We start from the raw sequence: 25197 nt of genomic DNA, 5'->3' as shown, positions 1-25197 counted from the left end.
CCGAAACTTCAGGCTGGTCGGCACCAGGAAGACCTCGCCGAGAGAAACCGTGGGAAATTCGATCGGCAGCGCCCCCGCCGCCAGAACGCCACGCTTTACGGCTTCGACGAGTTCCGGCATTGCGCGGTGGCAGTTGTTGAAGCCGCTCTCGGAGTGGCAGATGCCGACGATCGGCCGCTCCAGCATCTCCCGGCTGTAGCCCATGGAACTTGCGAAAGACCGCCGCAGATACCCGCTGAAGCCGAAATCGCCGTAGTTGGTGAGACCGCGGCGCAATCCCCGCGGCTTGGCGTCGTCGGCCATGTCCTTGGTCCCCTACGCTAGTCGTGCTTGAGCGCGTCTTGATTGAGCGAAGGGCGCGCTGTGAGCGTTTGTCCTGCTTCTTACTCTTGGGTTATAGAACTTGTGCTCTGTATAGCTCTTCAACGTCTTCGACCCACGGTCCAACGTTCCACCGTCCGTAGGCCCCGAGGCTATTTTTCTCTTCTTCGCCCCAATAGACAGGGACATGGACCACACTTAGCCCGTCATGTTCATAGGCGCTGGCGAGAGCCGAATTTAAGCTCTGTTCCGACGCTCCCGCTGCTATGGCGTGTACTCCAGGGAATGATGTGGCGAACCGAACGAAGTCTATCTGCACGTCATCGTTCGTTGCGAAGTCCCGCCCGTATTGGGCGATCTGGAGGCCAGAAATCGCGGCCATGCGGCGATTGTCGAAGAGAACAATCATGGCATGCGCACCATGGACGATGCCGTCAACAAGAATCTGCGGATTCATCAGGAAAGAGCCGTCTCCGGTAAACGCAATCATGTAGCGGCTGCGATCCGCTACCGCGCCAGCGAGTAGGGAGGACACCGCAAACCCCATATAGGACGAGCCGCTCTCGGTGATAGTTTCGCTCGGTTCCTCATCTCGGACAATCTGAAAGCCGTTGGCCTGGACATCGCCTGCGTCAAAGATCTTAACGGCACCGACAGATTTCGCGAATTCGGCCGCGATCCGAATGGCGGCCGGTTGCGTCAACGTTGCCGTGTTGAAAGCAGGGTCCCTCACGGGGACTGTTGCTGTACGCTCGCGAAGCAGTTCAGACCAATGCTCCTTTTGAAGGGTACATTGAGCACGCCAGTTTGTCGAAGCCTTCAAGTCAACCAAACCGCGCTCATCCAGCCGAAGGAGCAACTTGCGAAGGACCGCGCCGATATCACCAGTTAGAGCAACTGTCTTGTTGTAATGGTTTGCATCAGAAGTTTCAGCATTGATGTTCAACACCGCTCCCGCGTTTAGATACCCCGTGCCGGAACAATCGGCCTGGCAGACTGCCCTTGATCCTACGATGATCGCAAGGCTGGCATTTTCCATTGCAAAGTTGCCACTGATTGTTCCTTTCGATCCGCCGACATGCATATTTGCGGGATCATCATTAGCAATGACCCCCAGCGAACCCGGACTCAACACGACGACGCCCCCCGTCGCAGCGGCAAGAGCACGTAGCTCTAGTGGAAAGTTGCGCGTGCCTCCCCCCGCTTTGATAACGATTTTGTCATGTGATTCGATGAGCTCGCACGCGCGATCATAATCCGTCAGTGACACCGGAGCGGCAGGCGTTGGCTGAAACCTTGATGGCAACGCCGCAAGATTGAGTCCGGCGATGATCTTCGGCTGCACATTTATAGGGAGAAGCATGTAGAAAGGGCCGGCGCCAACGGACCGATGGACGCAAAGCGTGCCGCGTCGCAGCATGTCGCGAAGCGACCCGGGTGTATGTAGCGTGTAGGCCTCGCCGAGGATATCTGCCATGCGTGCAAAAGCGTTTTGCTGGCGCTTTGGCACTTGCTGCATATTGTATCCTTCACCGTGTGTCGTTTCATCTCCGTAGATATGATACACGCCGATCCCGTTCGAGGCGCAGGCGAGTGATCCAGCTAGAGCTTGCAGGGCGCCCGGCCCTATCGACGCAACGACGACTGATGATTCGCCAAAGATCCAGCGCAAGGCGGTCGCCGCATGGGCCATTGCGACTTCATTTCGGCATTGATATACTCGGACCACCTTCTCTTCCGCATAGATGCGGAGAATCTCGCCGAGCGACGTATTTCCGTGACCAAGGATGACGAAATACTTCCGGACATCTTGCCGAAGTAGTCCAAGGACTATTCCTTCGGACACGGATACGCTGACTTCCGCAGGCAAGGTCCCGGCTTCGAGCGCCGGCACAATTCCGCCGCTTGACGCGATTGCGCGCGCGCGCTGTCTAACCTCTTCCTCGTGGCCCATACTGACGTTCTCTCTGACTTGCTGCCGATCAGGCACGGCGGCATCTAGTGTCTGACGGGACCGCTGTGCCGCCCGGCCCGTCACTTTCTCCGCTCCGAAGGCTATTCCAGACCCTGCGTCCCAAGGTCGGGTTCCCATCCGAGATCTTTGGAAAGCGTCTCCGCCTCGTGACGAAGAAGCGGCTCCCAAAGGGTTATCCTTTCATCGGTGACCCGGGGGCTGGGACCAGAAATGCCAATCGCTCCGACGAGCACACCTTCGCTACCCCAAACAGGTGCGGCCACGCAGCGTACACCAACACTGAATTCCTCGTCATCGTAGGCAATGTTGTCGATCCGGATGCGCTCTACGCTTCGGCGCAATTGCTCCGGATCGCCAATGGTCCTCCGAGTATGGCGCTCAAATTGCATCTTCTCGATGAGCGCCTCTCGCTTCGTCGCAGACTGCCCGGCCACGAGAACCTTGCCTAAGGCAGTGCAATGCAGTGGAGCAAGGGATCCGACGGGGGCGTCGACCACCACTCCGACACCCGGCGTCTCTTGTGATATGTAGAGGGCCCGCTCTCCGGCTAGTACTGCAGCATGAGCGCATTCGCCAGTCGCATGCGCCAACCGTCTCAGGCCGGCTCGGGATATGTCGCGAAAATCCAGGCGCTGTAGTGTTCGCTGGCCAAGATGGACCAGGCGCAGTCCAAGACTATAGGCGCGAGTGCTCTCATTCTGGGCTACAAGCTGTGCGCCCTCTAAGGTCCGCAGCAGACGTGAAACGGAGCTCTTGTCCAAATCCGCTAGTCTGGCGAGCTCCGAAACACCCTGCGGCTCCCGCCGCTCCGCGATCAGATCCAGCAATCTCAGCGCTTTCTGGACAGACTGTATCTCCAACGACGTGCGCTCCCTCACAACTGTTCTCGCTACCAACCTTAGACCGCCAGACAAAGTCCGGTCAACAGCGTTGCGCACAGTGATGTAAGACGTCACTCCTCAGCCACCATAGGCCACTAATCTGCAGATCTCACCATAGAACGGAGAATTTCGAGCGTTGGACCCATGCCCGTCGCCTGCTCCGCAACAGTGTTGACAGCAGTTGTCTGTGATGCCACTTTTTCTCAGCCGGAGAAACTCGGCGTTAACATATGTGCGGCGCGTCAATGACCGCACTTCAGGGGAGCGCGACAAATATGAGATGCTCTGCTCGGAGAGCGTTCGTACGGAGGACCGTGGTTGGGCTAGCAATGCTGGCTCTCACCGCTACTACTGCCGCGTCGGCCGCCAGCGCGGCCACGGAGACGATCGGCGTCTCGATCCCCACGCTTGACAATCCTTTTTGGGTTCGCGCTGTCGACTTTGCAAAGCACGCCGCAAGCGATCTGGGGATCAATCTAATTGTGGTCGGGGCCGCGAATCAGGAACAAAAGCAACTAAACGATGTCCAATCTCTGCTCTCTCGAGGTGTTGATGCTCTTGTTGTGACGCCGCAGTCGACGGCGAGCGCTCCCGGACTCATCCGACTTGCGGATCGAGCCGGCAAGCCGATTGTTGTAGTTGATCGTTACCCAGGATTCCCCGCAACCAATCAACAGGCGCCTTACGTTGCTTTTATTGGGCCGGATGACGTGCGAGCCGGTGATAGCATTGCAACGTTTCTGATCAATCACGGTGCGACCAAGCTTGTGGCCATTGGTGGCACTCCTGGGTCCTCAGTTGCGGAAGGCCGGCAGAAAGGCCTTATGGAGGCCATCGCCGCGAATAGTAATGTCAAGCTTGTCCAGTACGTCGGGGCGGGTGAGACGGAGACGAACGGCTATCAGACGATGGAGAATTTTCTCTCAGCTCATCCTGCCGGCACAATTGACGGCGTCTGGTGCTACAATGACGCACTATGCATCGGAGCGTTCAACGCAGTCAGACAATCGGGACGCAGCAAGCAGGTTCTCCTCGGTGGTATGGATCTTACCCCGCAGGCCCTCGATCTAATCGATAAACACACAAACTTCATTTTCTCGACAGGTGGACATTGGCTGCAGCTCGGCTTCGGGGTGATGATCGCCTACGATAAGTTGCATGGACATCAGCCGCTGCAGACCGATATTCGACTTCCGCTTTTGGGAGTCGATTCAAAAAACTTCCAGCAATTCAAGCATGAGTATATTGATAACCCGCCCCCCTTCAACGTGAAAGACTACACTATCACCAATAACCCAGCGACAAAGTCACAGGTGTTCCCACTCCAGGTGAAGTAGTTGAGGCTGGCCAGCACCGAGGCCTGCAAAGGCCCGGTGCTGCTCGCCACGGCGAAAGCACTCCGCTTGTGGAATTGGAGACGATCCTGTCAGTAACCACACATCGGCAACCACGGGCGCGGCGTCGTTCTTTGAACGAGCTAGCCGGACGATATATTGCCTACATTGCCCTCGTTGCACTGGTCATCATTTTCGGCGCCCTTGCCCCCGGCCTATTTCTCTCATGGGGCAATCTCAGCACGATTTTACAGAATAGCGCTGTGCTTTGTCTTGTTTCCGTAGGCATGACCTTCGTGATCATTGTTGGCAGTATCGACCTCTCGGTCGGATCAGTCATGGCGGTGTCAGGCGTAATTGCTGCCATGGCCACGCCGTCTTTGGGATGGCTCGCGTTTTTGATAGCGCCGACCGTTGGCGCCTTGTTTGGTCTAGCAAACGGCGCGATGTTCGTCTTCGGAAAAATCCCCTCTTTCGTTGCGACGCTTGGCATGCTTTCCGTGGCACGAGGACTAACCGTGATCGTCACAGGGGGCGCCCCAGTTGCAATACCTCTCGATAGCTCATTCTACAGTGTCGGAACTCCCCCGATCCCGTTCATTATCGTAATCGTTTTTGCGCTTATGTTTGGCGCCATCCTCACACAGACTCGATTCGGCGAATACGCGCTTGCTATCGGCGGCGCCGAAGACAGAGCGAGAGTTCTGGGTCTCCCGGTAAAGAAGCTAAAAATACTGATTTTTATGCTCTCCGGTCTGATGGCGGGTCTCGGTGGGGGCGTCCTCACGTCGCAGCTTGGCTCGGGAAGTCCCACATCGGGTATCGGCTTCGAACTACTTGCTATATCAGCGGTGGTCATCGGCGGAACTCCCCTCACAGGTGGAATGGGCTCGATCCTCGGCACGATCGTCGGCAGCCTCGTCATTAGTATTCTAGCCAACGGCATGATTATCCTCGGCATCTCAACGAACGTACAGACCGTCCTAACTGGCGTCGTGCTTGTTGTTGCCGTTCTCCTGTCCATCCAGCGCGACAAGCTGCGCGTCATCAAGTAGAAACGGATGCAAATGATGGCCGAACCAGAGCAACGCCCCGTACGCATTGGCCTTGTGGGTGCCGGGGCGATTATGCGCCTGTCACACGGACCCACGGTGAGTAAGTCGCCTGATGCAAGACTCTCAGGAGTCTTCGATCCGGATGGCGCTCGTGCGGAAGCATTAGCGGGAGAGTTTGGCGCCGCGCTTCACACCACCAAACTAGAAACGCTTCTCGCTAGTGACATCGACGCCGTCATCGTCGCATCGCCCAACAACTTGCACGAGGCGGCGGTCGTAGCGGCCGCCGCCGCAGGAAAGCACGTATTTTGCGAGAAGCCTCTTTCTCTGGACGTTGCCGGTGCGAGAAGGATGATCGACGCCTGCGAGACGGCCGGCGTCCTCCTGCAGGTCGGCTTTAACCAACGCTTTTGGTCGCAGGTTCAGATCGCGAAGGCAGTGATCGACGCGGGCGTGATCGGTCCTATACACGCCGCGCATTCGAACTATGGGGAGAAATGGACCGCTTATCCTGCAGCGACGACCTACCGCTACGATCTCGCTCGCTCAGGGGGCGCCACCATCATCGATTTGACGATTCACCGGATCGATCTGTTGCGGCATCTCGTGGGCGAAATGACCGCGGTCTTCGCCGATCTGAGTCACCACGTCTTGCCACAACGGGTTGATGACAACGTACACGTGTTGACCCGGTTCGCCAGTGGCGCGCGGGGCGTGCTTACGTCGAACCGCTACTCGCCGGCTATTGCCGATGGAACCACCCTCTACGGGGAAAGGGGCACAATCCACATTGCAACCGAGACCTTAAACCCATTCCAAGCTGTTCCGCTTGCCATCTATACTGAAAGCAAGGCATCGGACCTTCCTGAGGTATTGCGGGAGGCCCACTATCCCGATGCCTGGTGGAAGGAATTCGACGGGGGTTGGATCAGCGTTAAACCTCCACGCCGCAGTCCATACTTGGCGCAGCTAGCTGCATTCTGTAGTAGCATTAGAAATGGCCTGCCCGCGCTAGTGACCGGCTTCGACGGCCTCAAAGCGCAGGAAGTGGTGCAGGCATCATATCTGTCCGTGCGTGATGGCTGCTGGGTCGAGTTGCCTCTCCCAAGGGATGCAGCTTTTGTCGTTCCTTCCTATTGACGAGCGAACAAAATGATCATGGGCTTCCACAGCGTCGCTTTGCACAACCGTTCCGTCGAACAGGCTATCGACCTCGTTGCAGCGGCAGGCTTCGGGGCAATAGAACTTAACGCGGAGACCCTCCCGTGGGCAGAGCCGCATGTAACGCCCGAATTGGATGCTGAGCGACGGAAGGGAATACGCCACCGCTGCGCCGCCGCGGGTCTCTCGATTAGTGCGATATCGGCGCACATCCCGATGGTGGAGGTGGGCAGGTCCACACGCCAAGGCGCGATAGCTTATGTCAACGGCTGCACTGACCTGGCGGCTGACGTGGGCGCTCCAGTGTCCCATATCTTATCCGGGGCTCTTCCTCAGGGCGCCGATCCGGAGGAGGCCTGGCGCTGGTTTCGAGAAGCGGTCGCTGAAACAGTGCGGCACGCGCAGGCAGTGGGAGTGGCTCTTGCAATCGAAGCAATCGCTGGCCACCTATTTCACAGGATATCAGACTATGAACGCCTCGCGCACGATCTCCCCGATGTGCCCTTCAAAGTAAACTTCGATCCAAGCCACCTCGTCGTGCAAGGGGAGACGCCTGCGGATCTGGTCGAACGTCTGTCGTCAACAATCGTTCATGTGCATCTCAAGGACGGCGCCGGCCGCTATCCTGATTTTATGTTTCCGCCACTTGGCGATGGTGTGATCAATTTTGACGCGCTCCTTAGTCAACTGGTGGAGAAGGGATATAAAGGAACAATATCGGTCGAGTATGAAGCAAATGTTTTTGGTTACACCGACGATGAGCAAGAGATTCTGAAGGCAAGTCGAGAGTATCTCGAAAGACTGGGTCGCTGGGTTTCAAAATGAGCTCGCGCCTAGCGACCACGCCATTTCTTGAGCTCCGCGGCGTTTCAAAGCATTACGGCGCGGTGCAAGCGTTGATGGACGTCGATCTGGATATTCATCGTGGACAAGTTCTAGGGCTGCTTGGCGACAATGGCGCCGGCAAGTCAACATTGATAAAGACTATCGCTGGTGTCGTCGTGGCAAGCGCTGGGTCCGTTCGATGCAATGGAAAAGAGGTCTTTCTATCCTCTCCCGAAATCGCAAGAGGGTTTGGCATCGAGACTGTATTCCAGGATCTGGCACTCATACCCAATCTCAGTGTTGCCTCAAACTTCTTCCTAGGCCGCGAGATGACTATGCTATCGAGGAATGGGTTGCTGGGCCTTCTTCAACGGCACAAAATGGAGAAGGAAGTCATAGAGACGCTAAAAAAGCTGGACATTCATATACCGTCAGTCAAGGTTGCGGTCGACGAGTTGTCCGGGGGCCAGAAGCAGGCTGTCGCAATTGCCCGAGCAACGCATTGGAAGGCCAACCTCGTCATCATGGATGAGCCAACCGCTGCTCTCAGTGTCCCGGAGCAAAAGAAGGTGCTGGCTTTAGCACGTCAACTTGCCTCGGACGGGGTCGCAGTGATCTATATCACCCATAATATCCTTGATGTCGTCGAGGTGACGGATCGCATCGTAGTGCTGCATCGTGGGCGGAAGGCGGCCGAGGTGTTGACCGCGGACACTAACGAGCATGAAATCATATCCATGATCATGGGTAAGACGGCGCGAAGTCCGTAACGACAGACAGCGGATAACAGTCACCACGAATGCCACCGAGCACTGCCATAATGGAGGTATAGATGAACTCTCTCGAGGCCCTTCAACAGCTAGGCGTTACGGCTGAGAGCATCACAAAGGAGCAACGCGAATGTCTTGATCGCGACGGTTATTTCGTGATCAAGGAAGCGTTCTCCGAGAACGAATGTCAACGTATGGCTGCAGAAGTAGACCGAATCGTTGCTGAAGAAGGCGATCTGGCCGGAAGTGAAGTGAGCCTCGAGAGTGGCGCAACCCGCATCTCCAACGTGTTCAACAAAACTGACGCCTTTGATAGCCTGCTAAATATCAAGCCCATGCTAGCAGCGGCATACTACCTGCTCGGAGATTTCAAGGTTCATGGGGCAAACATGCGTGAGCCCCACACTGGGTACGGACGTCAACCTCTGCATTCTGATTCGGTAAAGCTTCCAGACGGTCGGTGGTGTCTGGTGAACTCTCTGATCACGTTCGACCCGATGACGCTTGAGAATGGACCGACTCGCATTGTCCCTGGATCACATAAATGGGCACCCCTGAACGTACCAGGCGAGAACGCGATGGGGATGGGCGCCGCGCCACGAACCGCACCGCATAAATGGGCAACTGAGGGGGCCGATGTCACCGCACACAGCGCGGTCTCACCGGTGACTGGCGATGCGGATAAAATGCCAGCGGATCCTTTTGCGCCCTATCAAGGCGAGATAAAAGTCACCGTGCCCGCACGCTCCGTGGTCGTTTGCAATGCGCATATGTGGCACAGCGGCACCACCAAAAACTCCAGTGCTCGAAGGCGGCAGCTGCACCTGAGCCACACGCGACGCGATATGCCGCAGCAGCTCAATCAGCGCGCCTACTTAACTCGCGCTCTCTTTGAGCGGATGACCGAGGTAGATCGCTATTTCCTTGATATCACCTGACCCTTAAATCGCAACGGTTGGTATAGTTGAGGAGCGACGTTATCGTCGGCTGCGCCGGCGGTCCAGCCGCGTCATTAGGAGCGGATGACTCCCGGCACTACCTTTGCCTAGGGCAATCGTCGCCCGCGGATGGTTTTCTTTTCTCTTGTAATTTCTTGGCAGTTGTCGTGGAAATAACAGTCAAACCCAACAGAGCGGCCGGCATAGCGCTAATCCCCATCGGGGTTGCTCACCCAAGTCTCGACAATCGGCGTTGTCTTGTTGGCGGGCCACTCACGAATCGGCGCGTCACGGTTCCTCCGCTACACAGTTGAATGAGACTGTGAGTTTGTATGGGCTGCCTGGTTTGCCTGACCCTGAATGAGACTGACCTCGTGTCTTAGGGATGATTTGTCGGTCTTCCAGACAGCGCCTGTCGGTCGGGCGAGACGTGACCTCATAGGAGCTTGAAGCTTTGGTCCCATCACAGTCCTGTCCGCTCGTTCGACCGTCAGGCTCCGCAACCCACTCGGAGTCTCCTGCCATGAACCAGACTGCTGCTGCCGAGGTTGTCGTCGGCGTCGATACTCATAAGCACATCCATGTTGCCGCGGCGGTCAGCCCACTCGGCATGCGCCTGGGCACCATCACCATTCCAACAAACGCAAAAGGCTATCGGGATCTCGCGGCTTGGGCCTGCTCGTTCGGCAACATCAGGGCCTTCGGCATCGAGGGCACTGGATCGTACGGAGCGGCCCTCGCGCGGTTCCTGCGCGTGCAGGAACATACCGTGATCGAGGTCAACCGTTCCGACCGGCAACTGCGACATCAGAGGGGTAAGAGTGATCCGATCGATGCCGAGGCGGCCGCTCGGGCGGTCCTCGGCGGCCAGGCGACCGGTCTTCCTAAATCGGGCACGAGCACGGTGGAGATGATCCGCCATCTCAAGGTGGCCCGTGATACCGCGGTCAAGGCACGGAGCCAGAGCATGCTGGCAATCAAGGCCCTGATTGTCGGCATCCCGTCTGCCTTGCGTGAGCGGCTTGAACTCCTGCGCGGCAAGATGATGCTCATCCGACATCTCGCCGCCTTGCGGCCAGGACCGATCGTCTCGACTGTCGCCTCGGCCAAGGCCGGCCTGCGGGCGCTCGCCCAGCGTTGGCTTGCGCTCGACGACGAAATCAAGGTCCATCAAGCTCATCTAGAGGCGCTCACCCGCGCGTGCTCCTGACCTGGTCGAGGTGCATGGGATCGGGAGCGGCACCGCAGCAGAGATGCTCCTTCTCGTTGGTGATAACCATGATCGTATCCGCTCGGAAGCGGCATTCGCCAAACTGTGCGGAGTATGCCCGATCTCCGCATCCAGCGGGAAGACCCAACGGCACAGATTAAACCGTGGCGGTAACCGACAGGCTAACGCGGCACTCTACAGGGTTGTCGTGACGCGCATGCGAGGCCATCAGCCAACGGTCGACTACGTGCAACGCCGCACGGCGGAGGGAAAGAGCAAGCCCGAGATTATTCGCTGCCTCAAACGCTACGTCGCCCGCGAAATCTTTGCGCACCAAACCGACCCGGCGAAACGATGCGGTGCGCTGGAGGCCGAAAGCTCGAGCGATCGCGAACCGGGAAGGATTCTGGAGGTTGCCCTGCCCCTCCGGTCACAACCGCGAGTGTGACCGGCGGTCGCGCATCCAATTCAACAAGATGCCCGCAGTAGCTACAGACCCGCCGTATAAGTCACGGTCAGCGGGCGACATTGGAAGGCTCGCGCAGATGAAAGAAGCCACACACTACTCGTTCGTTTCGGGACAGCAAAACATCGTCCTGACGCTATGGCCGACGGATACGAGCGCTTCGCCCCTCTACCTGACATTAGGAACGCAACGAGCCTATGAACTCGCCTCGCACCTGAAGCGGCTGGCCGAGCTTGTTGAGAAAGCGTCCGCAAACTAAGACCATCAAAGCGTGGCCTCCACACTCGAGGTCAGTTTGGGGGACTGCTCGCGGCAGACTTCTTCCCCGGCCGTCTCGCAGCGTAGGAGCCCGCCCGCTGGCAGGGGATGCGGTTCGCCTCGCCGCAACTCACTCTCTGCTTGGTCTATTTGTCCCCCGTCGTTCGCGCCCGTTCGGCGATGACCGCACGTCTGACTAAGGGACAAACTAGGGGATCATATGATCCGCCTTCCGGACTCCATGCGAATACAATGCCTTAGGCCGAACTTCTGCTGGAGGAGGGGACGATTCGAAATCCACAGATCAATACGCGAGAACCTTTATGATCGCGTGTTGACCATACTGACGGGCGACAGCCGGGCGCTATATACATTGCTTGCGTATCATATTTAAGCGTATAATACGCAAATGTCGGATCAAGGCGCCAGGGTTAGGCTGACCACAACGTTGCTGCTGGCCGGGCGGCAGTGGCGGCGTCTTGCGCAGGAGGTCTTAGCTGCGGAAGACATTTCCGAAGCCCGCGCGGCGGCGTTGTTGTGGGTTCGGCGTCTCGGGGGCGGGGTTCGCCAGGTCACCCTGGCCCATTACGTCGGTATTGAAGTCCAATCGATTGTGCGACTTCTCGATAATCTGAGTTCGCTGGGGCTGTTGGAACGCCGCGATGATCCTGGTGATCGGCGGGCCAATGCCATTTGGCTGACGGCGGAAGGCGAGCGGCTCGCCGATCGGATTGAATCGGCTCTCACGGAACTCAGGATCGCTGTCCTTGGCCACCTAAGCGATGACGACGTGGCTGCGACATTACGTGTCTTTGAAGCGCTTGACCGTGCTGCGGCCGACCTGCGCGACCCGCCGGACGGTCCTCGCGGGGAAACTGTTCCATGACCTTCCCGGCTTGGCGCGACTGGCTGTTTTCCCTCAAGGCGTTCATTGCCGCTATGCTGGCGCTGGGCATCGCTTTGAAGTTTGGGATGCCCAGACCTTACTGGGCCATGACCGCGGTCTACGTTGTGGCCAATCCCCTTATGGGCGCGACGGTCTCGAAAGCCTTCGACCGCATGTTCGGCACGGTCTTGGGTGCAGCGGGAGCCGTAGTCCTCGTGCCGCCGCTAGTTAACGCGCCAGAGCTCCTGATGTTGGCGGTCGCCTTTTGGACCGGCACCCTGTTGTTCATCGCTCTGCACGATCGCACTCCGCGCAACTATGTCTTCTTGCTTGCGGGATACACCTTTCCGCTGCTCGCATTGCCGAACGTCGACGCGCCTGGCACGATTTTTGACGTCGCCGTGGCCCGGAGCGAGGAAATCATCCTCGGGATTGTGACGATGAGCATCGTCGGAACCGTTCTTTTCCCGGTGAGTATTGGCCCTATCCTGAATACCCGCATCGCGAGCTGGCTTCGCGACGCGGCTTCATGGGCCGACGAGATCTTCCTCGGAGACGGCCAAACGTCAAAGACGCCCGCAGCCCGGCAAAAGCTGGCGGGCGACATCGGGCCAATCAACGTCCTTCTACGCCAGATGCCGCATGACGCTGGGGCGCACGATATCGGACGATTTGCCCAAGAGCTAAGGGGGCGCCTGCTTTTGCTCTTACCGCTTCTCTCCTCGATTTCGGATCGCCTTCACGCTCTGAAGATAGAAACGCAGAGTCTTTCACCGGAGATGGCCACCCTGACCGCGCAGATCGCGGCCTGGATCAAGGTGCCTCCCGGCACCGAGTCACTTGAGGCGTCGAAAAGACTGCGTCAGGGGCTCGATAAGCTCGAGCCGAAACTGATGGGGAAAGGACGGTGGAACGCCCTGTTGCATTCAAGCCTGATAGCGCGGCTCGCAGAGTTCATCGCGCTTTGGCAAGATTGCCTTGCGCTCCAAGAGCGGATCGATCCCGGTAGCGCGGCCTCTCGTATCAAGCCCGTCCTGCAATACCACACCGTCATCGCGCGCAAGCAGCATTATGACTATGGGATGATGCTCTTCTCGGCGGGTTCCGCGGTCCTCGCGACATTCGTGGCGGGCCTTATCTGGATTTGGAGTGGCTGGACATACGGGGCGAACTTCACGGCCTTTGTCGCCATCGCCTGCTGCTTTTTTGGAAGCCTGGACCGGCCTGCAGTCCCCATGCGCATCATGCTCATCTGGACCACCATCGCCTACGTGGGAGCGGGTGTTTACATCTTTGCCATCCTGCCTCGCGTTGATACGTTCGCGATGCTCGTCCTCGCGCTCGCACCGCCGTTTCTCCTCATTGGGGCGTTTGTCCCGCGTCCCGAACTTTCCCTGATCACCCTCTTGCTGGCCGCGAACACCGCTGGCGATCTGGGCCTCGATAGCCGCTACGCCGCGGATTTTATCACCTACGCCAATGGTGGCGTATCAATTATCGCTGGACTGTTTTTCTCAACCATTTGGACCTTGATTGTGAAGCCGTTCGGTGCCGAGGTCGCCGTCCGGCGCCTCGTTCGCGCCGGGTGGTTCGATCTCTCTCGTCTCGCGGCCGGGTCGCACCCGGGGGACCATGCGGCTCTCATCGGTGTTACCCTCGACCGGCTTGCCCAGATCATGCCGAGACTCTCGGCCGATCCCAGTCTCAGCCCTAGCTCTGTCGATGGGCTGGCCGAGCTCCGGATCGGGTTCAACCTGATATCCCTGCAGCGTGACAGACGCGCTTTGCAGGGGCGTCCCAAGGACCGCATCGATGCGGTCCTCCAGGGCGTTGCCGGATTCTTCGGTCAGCGCGTGAGCGCAGGCATGGAAGCCGCCCCTCCCGTCACTCTGCTCAAGGACATCGACGATGCGTTCGCGGCCGTTATCGATTCCTGGCCGAAGAAAGCGGCCGTAGACGCCACAGACGCCTTGGTCGGAATTCGGCGGGCCCTATTTCCGGATGCACCACCTCCTAGCGAGCGCGCCACAATACCCGACACCTATGACGAGCTTACTAGATTTCCAGCAGCGGCGGCGTAGCGAGACGTGCCAGCCCAACTCGATATCTACGGAATCCTCATACCAAGCCTGGCCGGGCTCATGGTGATTGCCTATCTCATCGTGTCTGTGATCCGCGTGATTCTCACCCGAGTTGGCGGATACAGGCTTGTTTGGCATCGCTCGCTTTTTAATGTTGCCCTTTATGTTCTCATTCTCGGCGCGCTTGTCGCCATCACCCAAAAGCTCCCGACATGACCCGATCGTTCGCCACCGCCGCCCGCGTTGCCGTCACCCTCGCCGTGGTCATTGCGGCAATCTTTGTCGGAAGGGGGATTTGGGACTACTACATGGTCGAGCCATGGACGCGGGATGCCCATGTCAGGGCGGATGTCGTCGGCATCGCACCGGACGTCTCGGGACTCGTCGATAAAGTTCTCGTCCAAGACAACACCGTCGTTCATCACGGTGACATCCTATTCCAGATTGACCGTGGGCGCTTTCAGATTGCGCTTCAGCAGGCAGAAGCCGTTGCGCTTGGCCGCAAGTCCGCCCTCGACCAGGCGCATCGGGACTTCCAGCGTTCCCAGAATCTTGGCAACTTTGAAGCCCGCCAGAGCGTGGAGCAAAACGGAACCTCGGTCGTCAGGGCCCTGTCGGACTACCAGGAAGCTTTGGCCGCACTCGATCTGGCTAAGCTGGATCTAGCGCGGTCCAATGTGAGAGCCTCGGTCGATGGTGTCATCACGAACCTCTCGCTTCAGCCCGGCGACTACGTTTCCACGGGTAATCCCGTAATGGCCCTCATCGACACCGATTCAATACGTGTGGAAGGCTATTTCGAGGAGACAAAGCTGTCTCGTATCCGTGTCGGGGATAGCGCCGTGATCCACATCATGGGTCAACAGGACGCGTTGGAGGGAAAAGTGTCGAGCATTGCGGGCGGCATTGCTGATCAGGAGCGGACATCCAGCGCCGGGCTCCTCGCAAACATCAATCCAACCTTTACTTGGGTGCAACTGGCGCAGCGTGTCCCGGTGCTCATCGCGCTGGCGCACGTTCCCTCAGCTGCCAATCTGGTCGTGGGCTTGACCGCTACGGTCTACATTCAACCACGCGCGGCACGTCCCGAATCATAGAGCGGAACGAGCACGAGAGACGACAAGTGGCAGTTGTGTAGAGCCGTCCTCAAAGGCTTAGCAGTTCGCTGCGTGGCACCCGCGGTCTCTTGTGCCACCAGACGCACGCCCTCGGCCGTCAGCGTCTGCCAGCTAGCGCCAGGTCCGATGCGTCAAGCCGTGAGGCCAGACCCTGAGGGCGGTTCCGTTGTAGCCTCAAGCCGTCTCTTCCGAGTGTCGGCTTCTCAACAACTCTGAGCAGGCTTCGTTGAACGCCCGCTTAGGCTTCTACATTCTTGGGCATTGCCATGAGCACGCAGGTGATGAGCCGACCCATATAGTGTCTGGGTCTAGCCGGGCATCAAAAGCAAGTGGCTAGAAGTCGCGCACCGTCCGTGACCGGCCCAGCGTCAAGCCCTTGATCCTCGCATGTCGCGCCTGCATAAGGCAAGTCAGACGAGGCGAACAGGTGGCGACGGCAGTGGGTAGATTGGCGATGGCGAAACTAAACCACAATGCTCCGCCGCTCTGGTTGCTGGCTCTCATCACCTTCAGCGGCACCTTCGCGATGCACATCTTTGTGCCCGCGCTGCCGATCGTCGCCGTAGACCTACATGCAAGCATATCCTCGGTTCAGATGACGGTAAGCCTCTACATTCTAGGCCTTGCCGTAGGACAGCTCTTCTACGGACCGCTATCCGACCGGTTTGGGCGCCGCAGCGTGCTGATGGCGGGTCTGGTGATTTATACGCTTTCTGGCTTCGCAGGGGCATTTGCACCCAGTATCCACTTCCTGATCTGCGCGCGTCTCTTTCAAGCTTTGGGTGGGTGTGCAGGCCTTGTGATCGCCCGCGCGATCGTGCGTGATACGTCGGCGCCGAAGGATACTGCGCGACGTCTGGCTCTGATGAACCTCATGGTAACGCTAGGCCCCGGTCTCGCGCCGGTCTTAGGCAACCTGATGGCCTATTCCCTTGGCTGGCGATCGATCTTCATTTTTCTGTGTTTGCTCGGGCTGGTTAACTTCATCCTAACCACCACACGCCTGCCTGAGACGGGCGCGCGGACAAGCCCCAACCTTGCCATTCTGGCTCGCAATTACTGCTCGCTACTCGTTTCGGCGCGCTTTATCGGCTACTCGGTTGGCGGAGGTTGCGCAACGACATCTGTCTATGCCTTCATTGCTGTCGCACCCTTCGTTTTCGTTAATGAGCTACATCGCCCGACCAATGAAGTCGGTATTTATCTAGCAATTCTGATCGCCGGTATCTGGATTGGTAGCATGTTGGCTAGCCGGCTTATTCACCGACTTCCAATGGTGCCGCTTCTCATAGGAACTAATTGTATAAGCGTTGCCGCGGTAGCTGTATTACTTGTCGGCATACTTGCGGGTCATCTCTCGCTGTGGCTCGCGGTCTCAACGGTCTTCATTTTTTCGGTGGGTGTCGGGACGGCGGCTCCAATGGCATTGACCCAGGCCATCAGCGTCAATCCTCAGGTGGTTGGTTCTGCCTCAGGTTTATATGGCTTCGTCCAGATGGCCGTCGGAGCACTTTGCACGAGCCTCGCTGGTGTCGGGGATGATCCCGCACTTTCAGCGGCTCTAGTGCTGACTGGCGCTGGAATTGTCAGCCAGTTCGCCTTTTGGATTGCGAGCCGGCGTTCTGGTGAATGACGGCATGACCTGCGGTCACGTCCGTTCGAATTCCGAAATGGACCGAGCAAGCGCGCTCTGCCCATCAACTGGCAGGGACCGAAACGCTAGGCCGCCAGGGCTTTCGCGGCCGTCCTTCCGATATGTGCTCGTCGTCACCTTCCGCCGCGAGCGGGAGTTTGCCCGAACGCGCTACCGTTGACGACCTCGCCTCGTTTTGGAACGTATGTCGAGCACTTGAGTACGAAGGCCACGGCATGCGCGTCGGGTCAAGGCGCGCAAAAGTGCGGTGCAACACCGGTACTTTTAGACTCGACTTTGTCGCCCGCGCAACAAGGGCAAGGTTAACAGGTTCGGGACGTCGACGATCCCTTAAATATATGTCAGAAGCAGCCGGCGCCGAGAGGATGCTCAACACCAATCAGGCTACCATCGGTGCTCGACAAGCTCGAACGGCACAGAGAGAGCGAGAAGTAAAATGTTCGCATGATATATTGGTCCGAGGCGAACGAGAGCCACAGACACTTCTACCGGCTCTGTCGCGACAAAGTGAAATGACTGTTTGGACAAAGCTCCGCGGCTCGGGCGCTACACTGCAGGATCTCTCTGACAGGTGGATCACGATGATGATGCCTATCGGTGCGCGATTGCCGAATGGCAGCGTTAAGCCATTGGCAGAGTCTCTCGTGGAATCTGCCACCCTATTGCTCGCTCAGGCAGACAATCGTCCTTGCACGGAACCTATGCTCATTGTTGCGGCAATACTCGTGCGGCTAGGAGCAACATTTAGAAAGAAAGGTCTCATGCCGTTCCACCATCCTGCGTCACAACATCTCTTGTAGATTGCCAATGGTCTATCTAAGAATCGTCATCCTAATCCGGATTGAGCGTGTCGCGCTCGTCAACCGTACTGGACAGGGCCCTTGGCAGTGCGTCCGCCGCACAATGTGCTTAACTTCGTGACTACCTTGGGGCGGGTTATTGTCAGATCAGACGTCCGCGTCTCGCCTTGCCTAGCTGCCGGCTGGCCCGTGACAGTTGGAGCGCAGATACCACGGTGCTGGAGCGGGTCCTCCAGTCTGCCTCGATCGTATGGCTTCTGTCAGCACTCCGTCACGAAATACATACTTGCTGAAAGTGGCTGACCTTCGAAATGGCCTGCATGATGTTGAGCCCAATTCTGACACCTTTGACGAAGCGGGAACGGCGGAGAGCGGCTGAGATGATCTGACTGTGACGACGGCGAGGGCGGAGTAGATCGCGGAGCTCACCATACTCACGGCTGCGGTCCGATTACAGAACCATCAACCCTTTACGATGACCTCCGCCCTTGTATCCTGCGTCGGCACTTGGCGGCGCATAGCGGACGATACCTGACTCAGTCCATAACAACGTGGGCATCTGCTGCGACACCTCTGGCTGGCTTCTTGAAGACAATCAAAAGCGGAATCACCGCGAGCGTGGCGATCATCAGCAGCTTGTAGTCGTCGATATAGGCGATGATCTGGGCTTGGCGTGTGACGACGGCATCGAGTGCGGCTTGGCCGGCGCCCGTGACCGGGTCCCAGAAATGGGCGATCGCCAGGTTTGCGAAGGCATGGTTGAAGGCCGTTACGTGTTCCGCAATCTCAGCGTGGTTCAGCTGCGTATTCTGTGTCAGAAGGCTGTTTACTACCGAAATGCCGACGCTGGAGCCGATGTTGCGCGCGAGGCTGAAGATGCCGGCGCCCTCGGCCCGCCGGTCCACAGATAGCGTCGCCAGGCTCGCGGCGCTGAGGGGCACGAAGAGGAAGCCAAGGCCGATGCCCTGGATCACACCGATGAGGATGATCGTCGTCTGTGAGATGTCCGGCGTCCAGCCGGTCATCACGTAGAAGGACCAGGCTGTGAGCCCAAGCCCGAGGGCGAGCAGGTAACGGGTGTCGACACGGCCGATCAGCCGCCCGACGACCAGCATGGCACCCATCGTGCCGACGCCACGTGGTCCCATCACAAGGCCGGCGCTGACGATCGGGTAGTTCATGAGATCCTGCAGATAGGGCGGCTGAAGCGCCAGCGAGGCGTAATAGGTGAGGCCAACGATCGCCACGAAAAGCGTACCGGCCGTGAAGTTGCGATCCCTGAACAGTGACGGCCTCACGAAGGGCGCCTTCGCCGTGAAGGTATGGACGAGGAACAGATAGAAGGCGACGGAGGCCGTGACCGTCTCAATGATGATCTCGCGCGAGCTGAACCAATCAAGCTGCTCGCCGCGATCCAACGCCACCTGCATGGCGCCGATGGAAAGGCTCAGCGTCGTGAAACCGAACCAGTCCAGCTTTGTTACAGTGTTTCGGGGGGTCTCGGTCAGAAAGATGGTCATGCCGAGGAAGGCGAGGATGCCGATCGGCAGGTTGATGTAGAAGACGTAGCGCCAAGTATAGGCTTCGGTCAGCCAGCCACCGAGCACCGGTCCGAGGACGGGACCGGCCATCACCGCGACGCCCCAGAGCGCCATCGCAGAGCCCTGCCGCTCCGGAGGATTGATGTTGAGCAGTACGGTTTGTGAAAGTGGGACGAGAGCAGCCCCGAACAAGCCTTGCAGCACGCGGAACAGCACGATCTGCACCAGGGATTGCGCCATCCCGCATAGCATCGAGGCGATGGTGAAGCCGACGACGGAGACGAGGAAAAGACGCTTAAGTCCGAAGCGTCCGGCAAGAAACCCGGTAGGCGGCGTCATGATGGCGGCGGCGACGATATACGAAGTCAGCACCCAGTCGATCTGGTCCTGGCTTGCCGAGACACTTCCCTGCATGTAGGGCAGCGCCACGTTGGCGATGGTCGTGTCAAGCGCCTGCATGAGGGTGGCGAGGATTACGCAGACAGTAATCGCTGCCCGGTTCGTGCCATCTGGCGCTTGTTTCGCAGGCATAGCTTTTTTCCTCGGGTGTGGCCCAACCACGCGATAGAAAATTTGACGTGGCCAATCCAGATCGGACGCTGGCTGAGGTAGCGATGTGCTACCCTTTTGTATTGGTCGATGTTGCCGACGACGCTCATGTCGGCCCGCGGCGGATCTTCAGAGGTCCCGCCTGTGATCTTCGCGCGGATCGGCATGCGCTGCAGACCTTCACCCAGTTGCCGAGGAGTTCCGGCCGGCAGCAAGGAAAATTGCGACCAATGCGGGCGCGATGCTCTCCAGCTGATTCTTCCACGCTTGGCCTAGATTGATACCTACAGTGATCGTCACCGAAGAGCCCGGCAAGACATTGGTCAGCTGCGTCTCCTTCGGCTCTGCTGTGACGAACACATCGCTGGTCGAGACGAGGTCAAAGACGTGAGCAGAGGCGGCAAGACACTGACCGCGCTGCAGGCCCTCGACATTCGTCACGATGCCGTTCAAGGGCGCCCAAGACCGCGTGGCTGAGCTTACGCTGCCCCTCTCGCGATACTGCCTGGACATCCTTAGACCGGCATCTGCTTGACGGGCATCGTCATTGCCACCGGGGCGCGCGAGCTGTGTGATCGACCGCTCCTGAACCGAAGTAAACCATGCCTGATCGCCAACGACTTTCGCCTTGGTCGTCTCGACGTCCTTCAGCATGCGCCGATAGTCGTCCTTCATCGCCTGGAGCGCGAGCGCCGACTGCGCGAGCTTCGCGCGCGCGCCGTCGAGCATGATCCGGTATCGGCGGTCGCCAAGTTGAATCACCACTTAGTCCGTATGCACCTGCTGCCCCTCAAGAACCGTGGGCCGCGAGACTAGCCCCGAGATGTCTGTCGATTAAGTTCAGCACTTGGACCATAGGCATCATTCGGGACGTAGCGTAATGGCCCATCGGTGGATATAAGCCATAACGCGCGTATCTACTTGGCAATTTCACCACGTTGGCGGATACTGGCACAACGCATCCTATCTGCGGGTGACTGAGCTGGAATGTTGCCCCCGACCCGCTTAGGTCCAATAGGGTTCTGCTACTTGGCTGCTATCCTAGACGCGTGCAGCCGCAAGGTGGTCGGCTATGCCATCTCGCGCACGATCGATACCAATCTGGCACTGGCTGCCCTGAAATCGGCATTGGCGACCCGCCATCCTCCCGCTGGATGCATCTTCCATACCGACCGTGGAGGGCAGTATGCGAGTGAGGCCTACCGTCGGGCCCTAACCGAGGCAAGTCTGCTCGGCTCGATGAGTTCTGTCGGTAACCCATACCACAATGCCCAGGCAGAGAGTTTCATGAAGACGCTGAAGGTCGAGGACATCTACATCGATGGCTATGAGACGTTCCAAGATGTCGCGCAGCGTTTGCCGCGGTTCATCGAGGACGTTTACAACGCCAAGCGCTTGCACTCGGCGCTTGGCTACCGCCCACCCGACGAGTTTGAACGCCAACTGGTCCCGCATGTCGCTTAGTTCTGACCCAGGGTGTCCAGCCGCAGGGGTTCACTCCAATCGGCGATCCATCGAGCGCTTCAACCTGGGTGTGGATTTCCGTTGAGATGTGACCCGGGGATGGAGTGAACCCCTCCGGCTGGACTGGGGAAGGAGAAGCTAAGCTAAGCTAAGCTAAGCTAAGCTAAGCTAAGCTAAGCTACCCTCTCGGCGAGTCGGGTTTCGAAACCGTCTGGCGATCGATAACCGAGCGCCGAGTGCAGGCGCCTGGCACGTTCGGCGTGCCGGGCTTGGAGGTTGGCAGGACCCTGGCGCAGGCGGAGGCCCACACGCCCGAATCTCGGTATCGGCGAATTGCGGAGTTCGGCGGATGCAGCGCGACCGAAGAACTACACCCTTGGGCATCGCAGGTGCCCAACGCGAACCTGCCATGGGCGAAAAAAAACCGAGATGGTCATCTGACCACTGAGCCGCCCTCGGGTACCAAATTCTTCTTCGAATCTGCTATCGGTTGCCCGTTGGGTTGGGCCACTTGTGCGAGGCTGCTGCCACCGCTTTAACAGCAGGCTCGCAAACTCCAACCTGGGCGAATCCAATGAGCTTACGCCTGCCGCCGCTACAAGGCTCGCCCCGACGGGGGTAGCGGATGCCATATATCGCGGGCCGATACTCATTTCCTCATTCCACCTCCGAGGAATACAACGCCCCCCGCAGAACAGCATTCATCCGGCTTCGGTTCTATTTGTGGAACGTTCTGGCATTCCGTCATGACCGGGAGCGTGAGCGCGAAGCTCATTGGCAGAAGAAGGCGGACGATTGCGCCTCCGAGCTCCGGCGCCTGCTTGACCCTACTGAAGCTTCTGCTGCGATTGGGGATGCTCTGAGGCAAGCAAAAGCCCGGTTCGCCGATGAGCTTGCCTCAGAGGTGGAGTGGCGCCGGGAACGCGGAATTGAACCCAAGGTGTAAGGCCGCTCAGGTTGATGGCGAGTCCGCCTGAGGCCGCGTATCATGGATACATGAGGTCGCCGTCTTGGTGCTCAACACCGTATTGAGTTGCCGGTCGCCTATCTAATGTAGCTTGATACGGAGCTGCATATGCAACGTGCATGTGGAAGTCATCGCGGAGATGAAGAACGGATGCGTGCTCTCGCGCGCCCGTCTGATCTCGGGGGCTCTTACGGTGATCTGCCATGTCGGAAATTCACGCCGCGATGGTGTTACGAAGAGTGCCAATAACATCCCCCTCAATCTCAATCACGTCACCGGGATGCATAAAGACTTGCGGCTTTTGAAAGAAACCTACACCGGCTGGCGTTCCTGTGGTGACGATGTCGCCAGGCTGCAGCGTCATCACCTGCGAGAGCGAGGCTATGATGCGAGGCAGGGAGAACAGCCAGTCAGAGGTTGATCCATTTTGCAACAGCCGCCCGTTGAGCCGGGTCCGCAGACCTATGGCATCGGGGCGACTCAGTTCATCGGTTGTCACTATGCAAGGCCCGATTGGTGCAAAGCCATCAAAATTCTTGCCAAGTGTGATTTGATTGTCCTTGAACTGGACGTCGCGCGCCGAAACATCATTGAGGAGCGTGTATCCGAACACCGCCGACATCACATCCTCTTCTTGCGCCCGGCGAAGTTGCTTTCCGATCACCGCGGCGAATTCAACCTCGTAGTCCAGCTGTGCGGTTCGAGGCGGATAAGGGATCGGGTCATCTGGACCAATGACGCTAGATGGAAGCTTTGCGAAGAAAAAAGGCTCGCTCGGCATTACGGCATTCGGATTCTCCTCGGCGTGACTGCGGTAATTGATGCCGCAGCATAGGACCTTGGATGGATTTGGAATCGGTGCCAGTAACCGAATAGAGTTCAGCGGAAACCGTGGTGCGGACTTGAGAACCTCGCCTGCTTTCGCCAGGAGCGGTGCTCCCCCCTCGATTAAAGTCTTCATGGTGGGCGCGGCACTTGTCAGATCGACGACGACCTCTCCCACGAGACAACCGACATGCGCAGCGCTACCGATTGAAAAGGTGACAAGCTTCATCCGAGTTCTTTCAGAAAGACAGCCTTGTGCAAGGCGGATGTGTTTTGTGCGAGATCCGCGAAGACCGAAGGCGCCTCGCTCAGGCGAAAGCCGGTCGCGATATCCGGATATCGGATGGCGCCTCTTGCTAGGAGATCAAGACTTTCCGGGAAGCACCCAGTACTTGCACGCGATCCGAGGATCGTCATCTCCTTGCGCGTCAGATCGAGGCCGGGCCAGGATACCGGCACGCCCTGCCCGACAAGACCCACCACCACGATCCGGCCGCCCGCGGCGACGAGACCGGCCGTCTGCTCCATCGCTTTCACATTGCCAGTCGCTTCGATGACAACGGGCATACCCTCCCCGCCGGTCAAACGCATCACCTCCTGCGGAAGGCCGCCACCAGCCTCGAGCGGAACCGCACCAAGCTGTGCCGCAATGTCCAGACGATCCCGCGCGATATCTGCAATATAGACCTTAGCGCCTCGCGCGAGTGCCACCTCAGCGATGGCAAGGCCGATCGGCCCAGCTCCGAGGATCAGGACCGTATCCACGGCCGTTACCTCCCCGCGCCGGCAGGCCTGCACCCCGATCGCCACGGGTTCGACGAAACTTGCCAGAAAAGGCGTCATCCCATCCGGAATGACGTGAAGTCTGTCGACCGGAGCAGTTACGCTTTCCGCGAAGCCACCTTCCCTATGCACACCAATGATTTGGAGATTGGCACAGCAGTTCGGCTTCTGGACCCTGCAGGGAAAGCAATGCCCACAGCCGATGAAAGGTTCCACCACCACCGGGGTGCCTAGCGCCGGCCCAATCGTGTCAGGGCCGAGAGCCGAAACGCGGCCCGCAATCTCATGGCCGCCTATCCGCGGGTAACTCACATAGGGATTCTTACCGAGATAGATGTAGAGGTCACCGGCGCACAGTCCAGCAGCATCGACGGCGACCTGGACTTCTCCCCGCGTCGGGAGCGGCGTGGGCCGTTCCTCGAGCCTCAGAGCGAATGGCGCGTCAAAGACAGCGGCTTCCATCGTCTACATCAAGCCGCGTTGCGGACAGCGCCGCCGCCGGCCGGGATCTCGATCCAGTCGCCCGGCTTCAACACGATCGATCTGGGAACCGGCATTCGCTTGGCTTCCAGCGCCTTTAAATGCTTCTCGAATTCTGCGACTTCAGGATCCATTGGGTTGCAATAGTGGCAGGGCAGAACGGTTTCCAAGCCGAGCCATTGGGCTGCGAGAGCGCCCTCATAGGGCGACATTTCGGCTGTCACCATCCGGCCCGGCATAGGATTGCGATGCAATATTTCTTGGGGATTGGCGATGCCGATGCAGCCGATCGTGGGCTGATAAAGCTCAGCCTGAAGCTTGAGATCGGAAAATATGGCGGTGTCACCGTAGTGGTAGAACCGGACGCCTTCGTCAGCATAAACGATGAAGGCCATCGGCACGCCTGAGGCGAATGTTCCATCCGGCATCTTGATCTGTGACCAGTGATGGCACTCAACCGGTTGCACCTCGATGCCTGCTACCTCGACGCGGATGCCCCAGGTCGTGGCGCGGATCGTCTCCGCGTCGATACCTTTGGCGACCAGATAAGCTTTGACCTCTCCGCCGCAGATCACCGGGCAACCATAACGACGTGCCAATGCCTCGGTATCACCAAGATGATCGAACGCAGCATGACTAACCACTACGAGGTCGACATGATCGAAACTGTCAAAAGCAACGGGGCAAGCGGGATTCTCGCTCATGAACGGATCGAGCAGAATGCGCTGCCCAAGCCTGTTGATGATCTCATAAGCCGCTACGCCGAAAAAGCGGATGCTGGTTTTGTCGGAGAGAGGCATGGAAATTTCCACGGTTGGGCATGTGGCATGCCGGAAAAGGAAAGGACGCCGCCTG

The 25197-nt window shown here is 58.4% G+C and carries 23 protein-coding genes; 15 read left to right on the top strand and 8 right to left on the bottom strand.

The window, feature by feature from the left end; all coding sequences use genetic code 11:
- The 3 genes from GSQ83_RS01250 to GSQ83_RS01240 form a co-directional block, all read right to left on the bottom strand.
- Positions 1-303 (bottom strand): dihydroxy-acid dehydratase (locus GSQ83_RS01250; protein ID WP_174246609.1); only part of this gene is annotated, 303 nt, incomplete at its 3' end.
- 91 nt (positions 304-394) lie between these two features.
- On the bottom strand, positions 395-2275 hold the full coding sequence (locus tag GSQ83_RS01245; RefSeq protein ID WP_158800902.1) for a thiamine pyrophosphate-dependent enzyme: 1881 nt from the start codon (positions 2273-2275) through the stop codon (positions 395-397).
- A 101-nt stretch (positions 2276-2376) separates the two neighbouring features.
- Positions 2377-3174: an IclR family transcriptional regulator gene (locus tag GSQ83_RS01240; RefSeq protein WP_256367203.1), complete on the bottom strand. Its 798-nt coding sequence runs from the start codon at positions 3172-3174 to the stop codon at positions 2377-2379.
- A gap of 332 nt (positions 3175-3506) precedes the next feature.
- Between GSQ83_RS01240 and GSQ83_RS01235 the strand changes: the two genes are divergently transcribed.
- The 14 genes from GSQ83_RS01235 to GSQ83_RS01175 all read left to right on the top strand — a co-directional run bounded on the left by GSQ83_RS01235 (position 3507) and on the right by GSQ83_RS01175 (position 16912).
- Positions 3507-4514, top strand: coding sequence for an ABC transporter substrate-binding protein (locus GSQ83_RS01235; protein ID WP_158800900.1), 1008 nt, complete (start codon positions 3507-3509; stop codon positions 4512-4514).
- A 131-nt stretch (positions 4515-4645) separates the two neighbouring features.
- Positions 4646-5566 carry an ABC transporter permease gene (locus tag GSQ83_RS01230; protein ID WP_158800899.1) on the top strand — a complete coding sequence of 307 codons (921 nt, stop codon included), beginning with the start codon at positions 4646-4648 and terminating at the stop codon, positions 5564-5566.
- Between the two features lie 12 nt (positions 5567-5578).
- Complete coding sequence (locus GSQ83_RS01225; protein ID WP_158800898.1) at positions 5579-6706, top strand: Gfo/Idh/MocA family protein; 1128 nt, start codon at positions 5579-5581, stop codon at positions 6704-6706.
- A gap of 12 nt (positions 6707-6718) precedes the next feature.
- Entirely contained in the window at positions 6719-7552 is an 834-nt protein-coding gene (locus tag GSQ83_RS01220; RefSeq protein WP_158800897.1) for a sugar phosphate isomerase/epimerase, read from the top strand.
- Positions 7549-8322 (top strand): ATP-binding cassette domain-containing protein, encoded by a 774-nt coding sequence (locus tag GSQ83_RS01215; protein WP_158800896.1) that lies wholly within the window; start codon positions 7549-7551, stop codon positions 8320-8322. The genes GSQ83_RS01220 and GSQ83_RS01215 overlap by 4 nt, the downstream gene beginning before the upstream one ends.
- A gap of 62 nt (positions 8323-8384) precedes the next feature.
- Complete coding sequence (locus GSQ83_RS01210; protein ID WP_158800895.1) at positions 8385-9260, top strand: phytanoyl-CoA dioxygenase family protein; 876 nt, start codon at positions 8385-8387, stop codon at positions 9258-9260.
- 523 nt (positions 9261-9783) lie between these two features.
- Complete coding sequence (locus GSQ83_RS01205; RefSeq protein WP_216849861.1) at positions 9784-10470, top strand: transposase; 687 nt, start codon at positions 9784-9786, stop codon at positions 10468-10470.
- A gap of 43 nt (positions 10471-10513) precedes the next feature.
- Positions 10514-10918 (top strand): transposase, encoded by a 405-nt coding sequence (locus tag GSQ83_RS31005; RefSeq protein WP_216849860.1) that lies wholly within the window; start codon positions 10514-10516, stop codon positions 10916-10918.
- Positions 10919-11015: 97 nt separating this feature from the next.
- Positions 11016-11195, top strand: a complete 180-nt coding sequence (locus tag GSQ83_RS01200; protein WP_158800894.1) for a hypothetical protein — start codon at positions 11016-11018, stop codon at positions 11193-11195.
- Between the two features lie 447 nt (positions 11196-11642).
- Positions 11643-12080, top strand: coding sequence for a MarR family winged helix-turn-helix transcriptional regulator (locus GSQ83_RS01195; protein ID WP_216849859.1), 438 nt, complete (start codon positions 11643-11645; stop codon positions 12078-12080).
- Complete coding sequence (locus tag GSQ83_RS01190; protein ID WP_158800892.1) at positions 12077-14161, top strand: FUSC family protein; 2085 nt, start codon at positions 12077-12079, stop codon at positions 14159-14161. The genes GSQ83_RS01195 and GSQ83_RS01190 overlap by 4 nt, the downstream gene beginning before the upstream one ends.
- Positions 14162-14167: 6 nt before the next feature.
- A complete protein-coding gene (locus GSQ83_RS01185; RefSeq protein ID WP_158800891.1) occupies positions 14168-14377 on the top strand; it encodes a DUF1656 domain-containing protein in 210 nt (69 codons plus the stop codon).
- Positions 14374-15258 (top strand): HlyD family secretion protein, encoded by an 885-nt coding sequence (locus GSQ83_RS01180; RefSeq protein WP_158800890.1) that lies wholly within the window; start codon positions 14374-14376, stop codon positions 15256-15258. The genes GSQ83_RS01185 and GSQ83_RS01180 overlap by 4 nt, the downstream gene beginning before the upstream one ends.
- A 448-nt stretch (positions 15259-15706) precedes the next feature.
- A complete protein-coding gene (locus GSQ83_RS01175) occupies positions 15707-16912 on the top strand; it encodes a multidrug effflux MFS transporter (protein ID WP_254065440.1) in 1206 nt (401 codons plus the stop codon).
- Between the two features lie 1357 nt (positions 16913-18269).
- Here the strand turns inward: GSQ83_RS01175 and GSQ83_RS01170 are convergent.
- Together GSQ83_RS01170 and GSQ83_RS01165 are read right to left on the bottom strand one after the other, a co-directional pair.
- Positions 18270-19805, bottom strand: coding sequence for a DHA2 family efflux MFS transporter permease subunit (locus GSQ83_RS01170; RefSeq protein WP_158800889.1), 1536 nt, complete (start codon positions 19803-19805; stop codon positions 18270-18272).
- Between the two features lie 198 nt (positions 19806-20003).
- Complete coding sequence (locus GSQ83_RS01165) at positions 20004-20585, bottom strand: efflux RND transporter periplasmic adaptor subunit (protein WP_158800888.1); 582 nt, start codon at positions 20583-20585, stop codon at positions 20004-20006.
- A 225-nt stretch (positions 20586-20810) separates the two neighbouring features.
- Here GSQ83_RS01165 and GSQ83_RS01160 point away from each other — a divergent pair, with 225 nt between their 5' ends.
- Positions 20811-21287, top strand: coding sequence for an IS3 family transposase (locus GSQ83_RS01160; protein ID WP_256367202.1), 477 nt, complete (start codon positions 20811-20813; stop codon positions 21285-21287).
- Between the two features lie 1181 nt (positions 21288-22468).
- On the opposite strand, the gene GSQ83_RS01155 is transcribed toward GSQ83_RS01160, so the two are convergent.
- Genes GSQ83_RS01155 through GSQ83_RS01145 form a run of 3 tightly spaced genes read right to left on the bottom strand, consistent with a single transcriptional unit; the run spans position 22469 to position 25142 of the window.
- Positions 22469-23308: a fumarylacetoacetate hydrolase family protein gene (locus tag GSQ83_RS01155; protein ID WP_158800886.1), complete on the bottom strand. Its 840-nt coding sequence runs from the start codon at positions 23306-23308 to the stop codon at positions 22469-22471.
- Positions 23305-24324 carry an alcohol dehydrogenase catalytic domain-containing protein gene (locus GSQ83_RS01150; RefSeq protein WP_158800885.1) on the bottom strand — a complete coding sequence of 340 codons (1020 nt, stop codon included), beginning with the start codon at positions 24322-24324 and terminating at the stop codon, positions 23305-23307. The genes GSQ83_RS01155 and GSQ83_RS01150 overlap by 4 nt, the downstream gene beginning before the upstream one ends.
- Positions 24325-24332: 8 nt before the next feature.
- Positions 24333-25142, bottom strand: coding sequence for an MBL fold metallo-hydrolase (locus GSQ83_RS01145; RefSeq protein WP_158800884.1), 810 nt, complete (start codon positions 25140-25142; stop codon positions 24333-24335).
- Between the last annotated feature and the right edge of the window lie 55 nt (positions 25143-25197).

Source organism: Acidisoma sp. L85, assembly GCF_009765865.1.
Lineage (GTDB): Bacteria > Pseudomonadota > Alphaproteobacteria > Acetobacterales > Acetobacteraceae > Acidisoma.
Note: the sequence above shows the minus strand (reverse complement) of the source record. Positions and strands in the feature narration are given on the sequence as shown.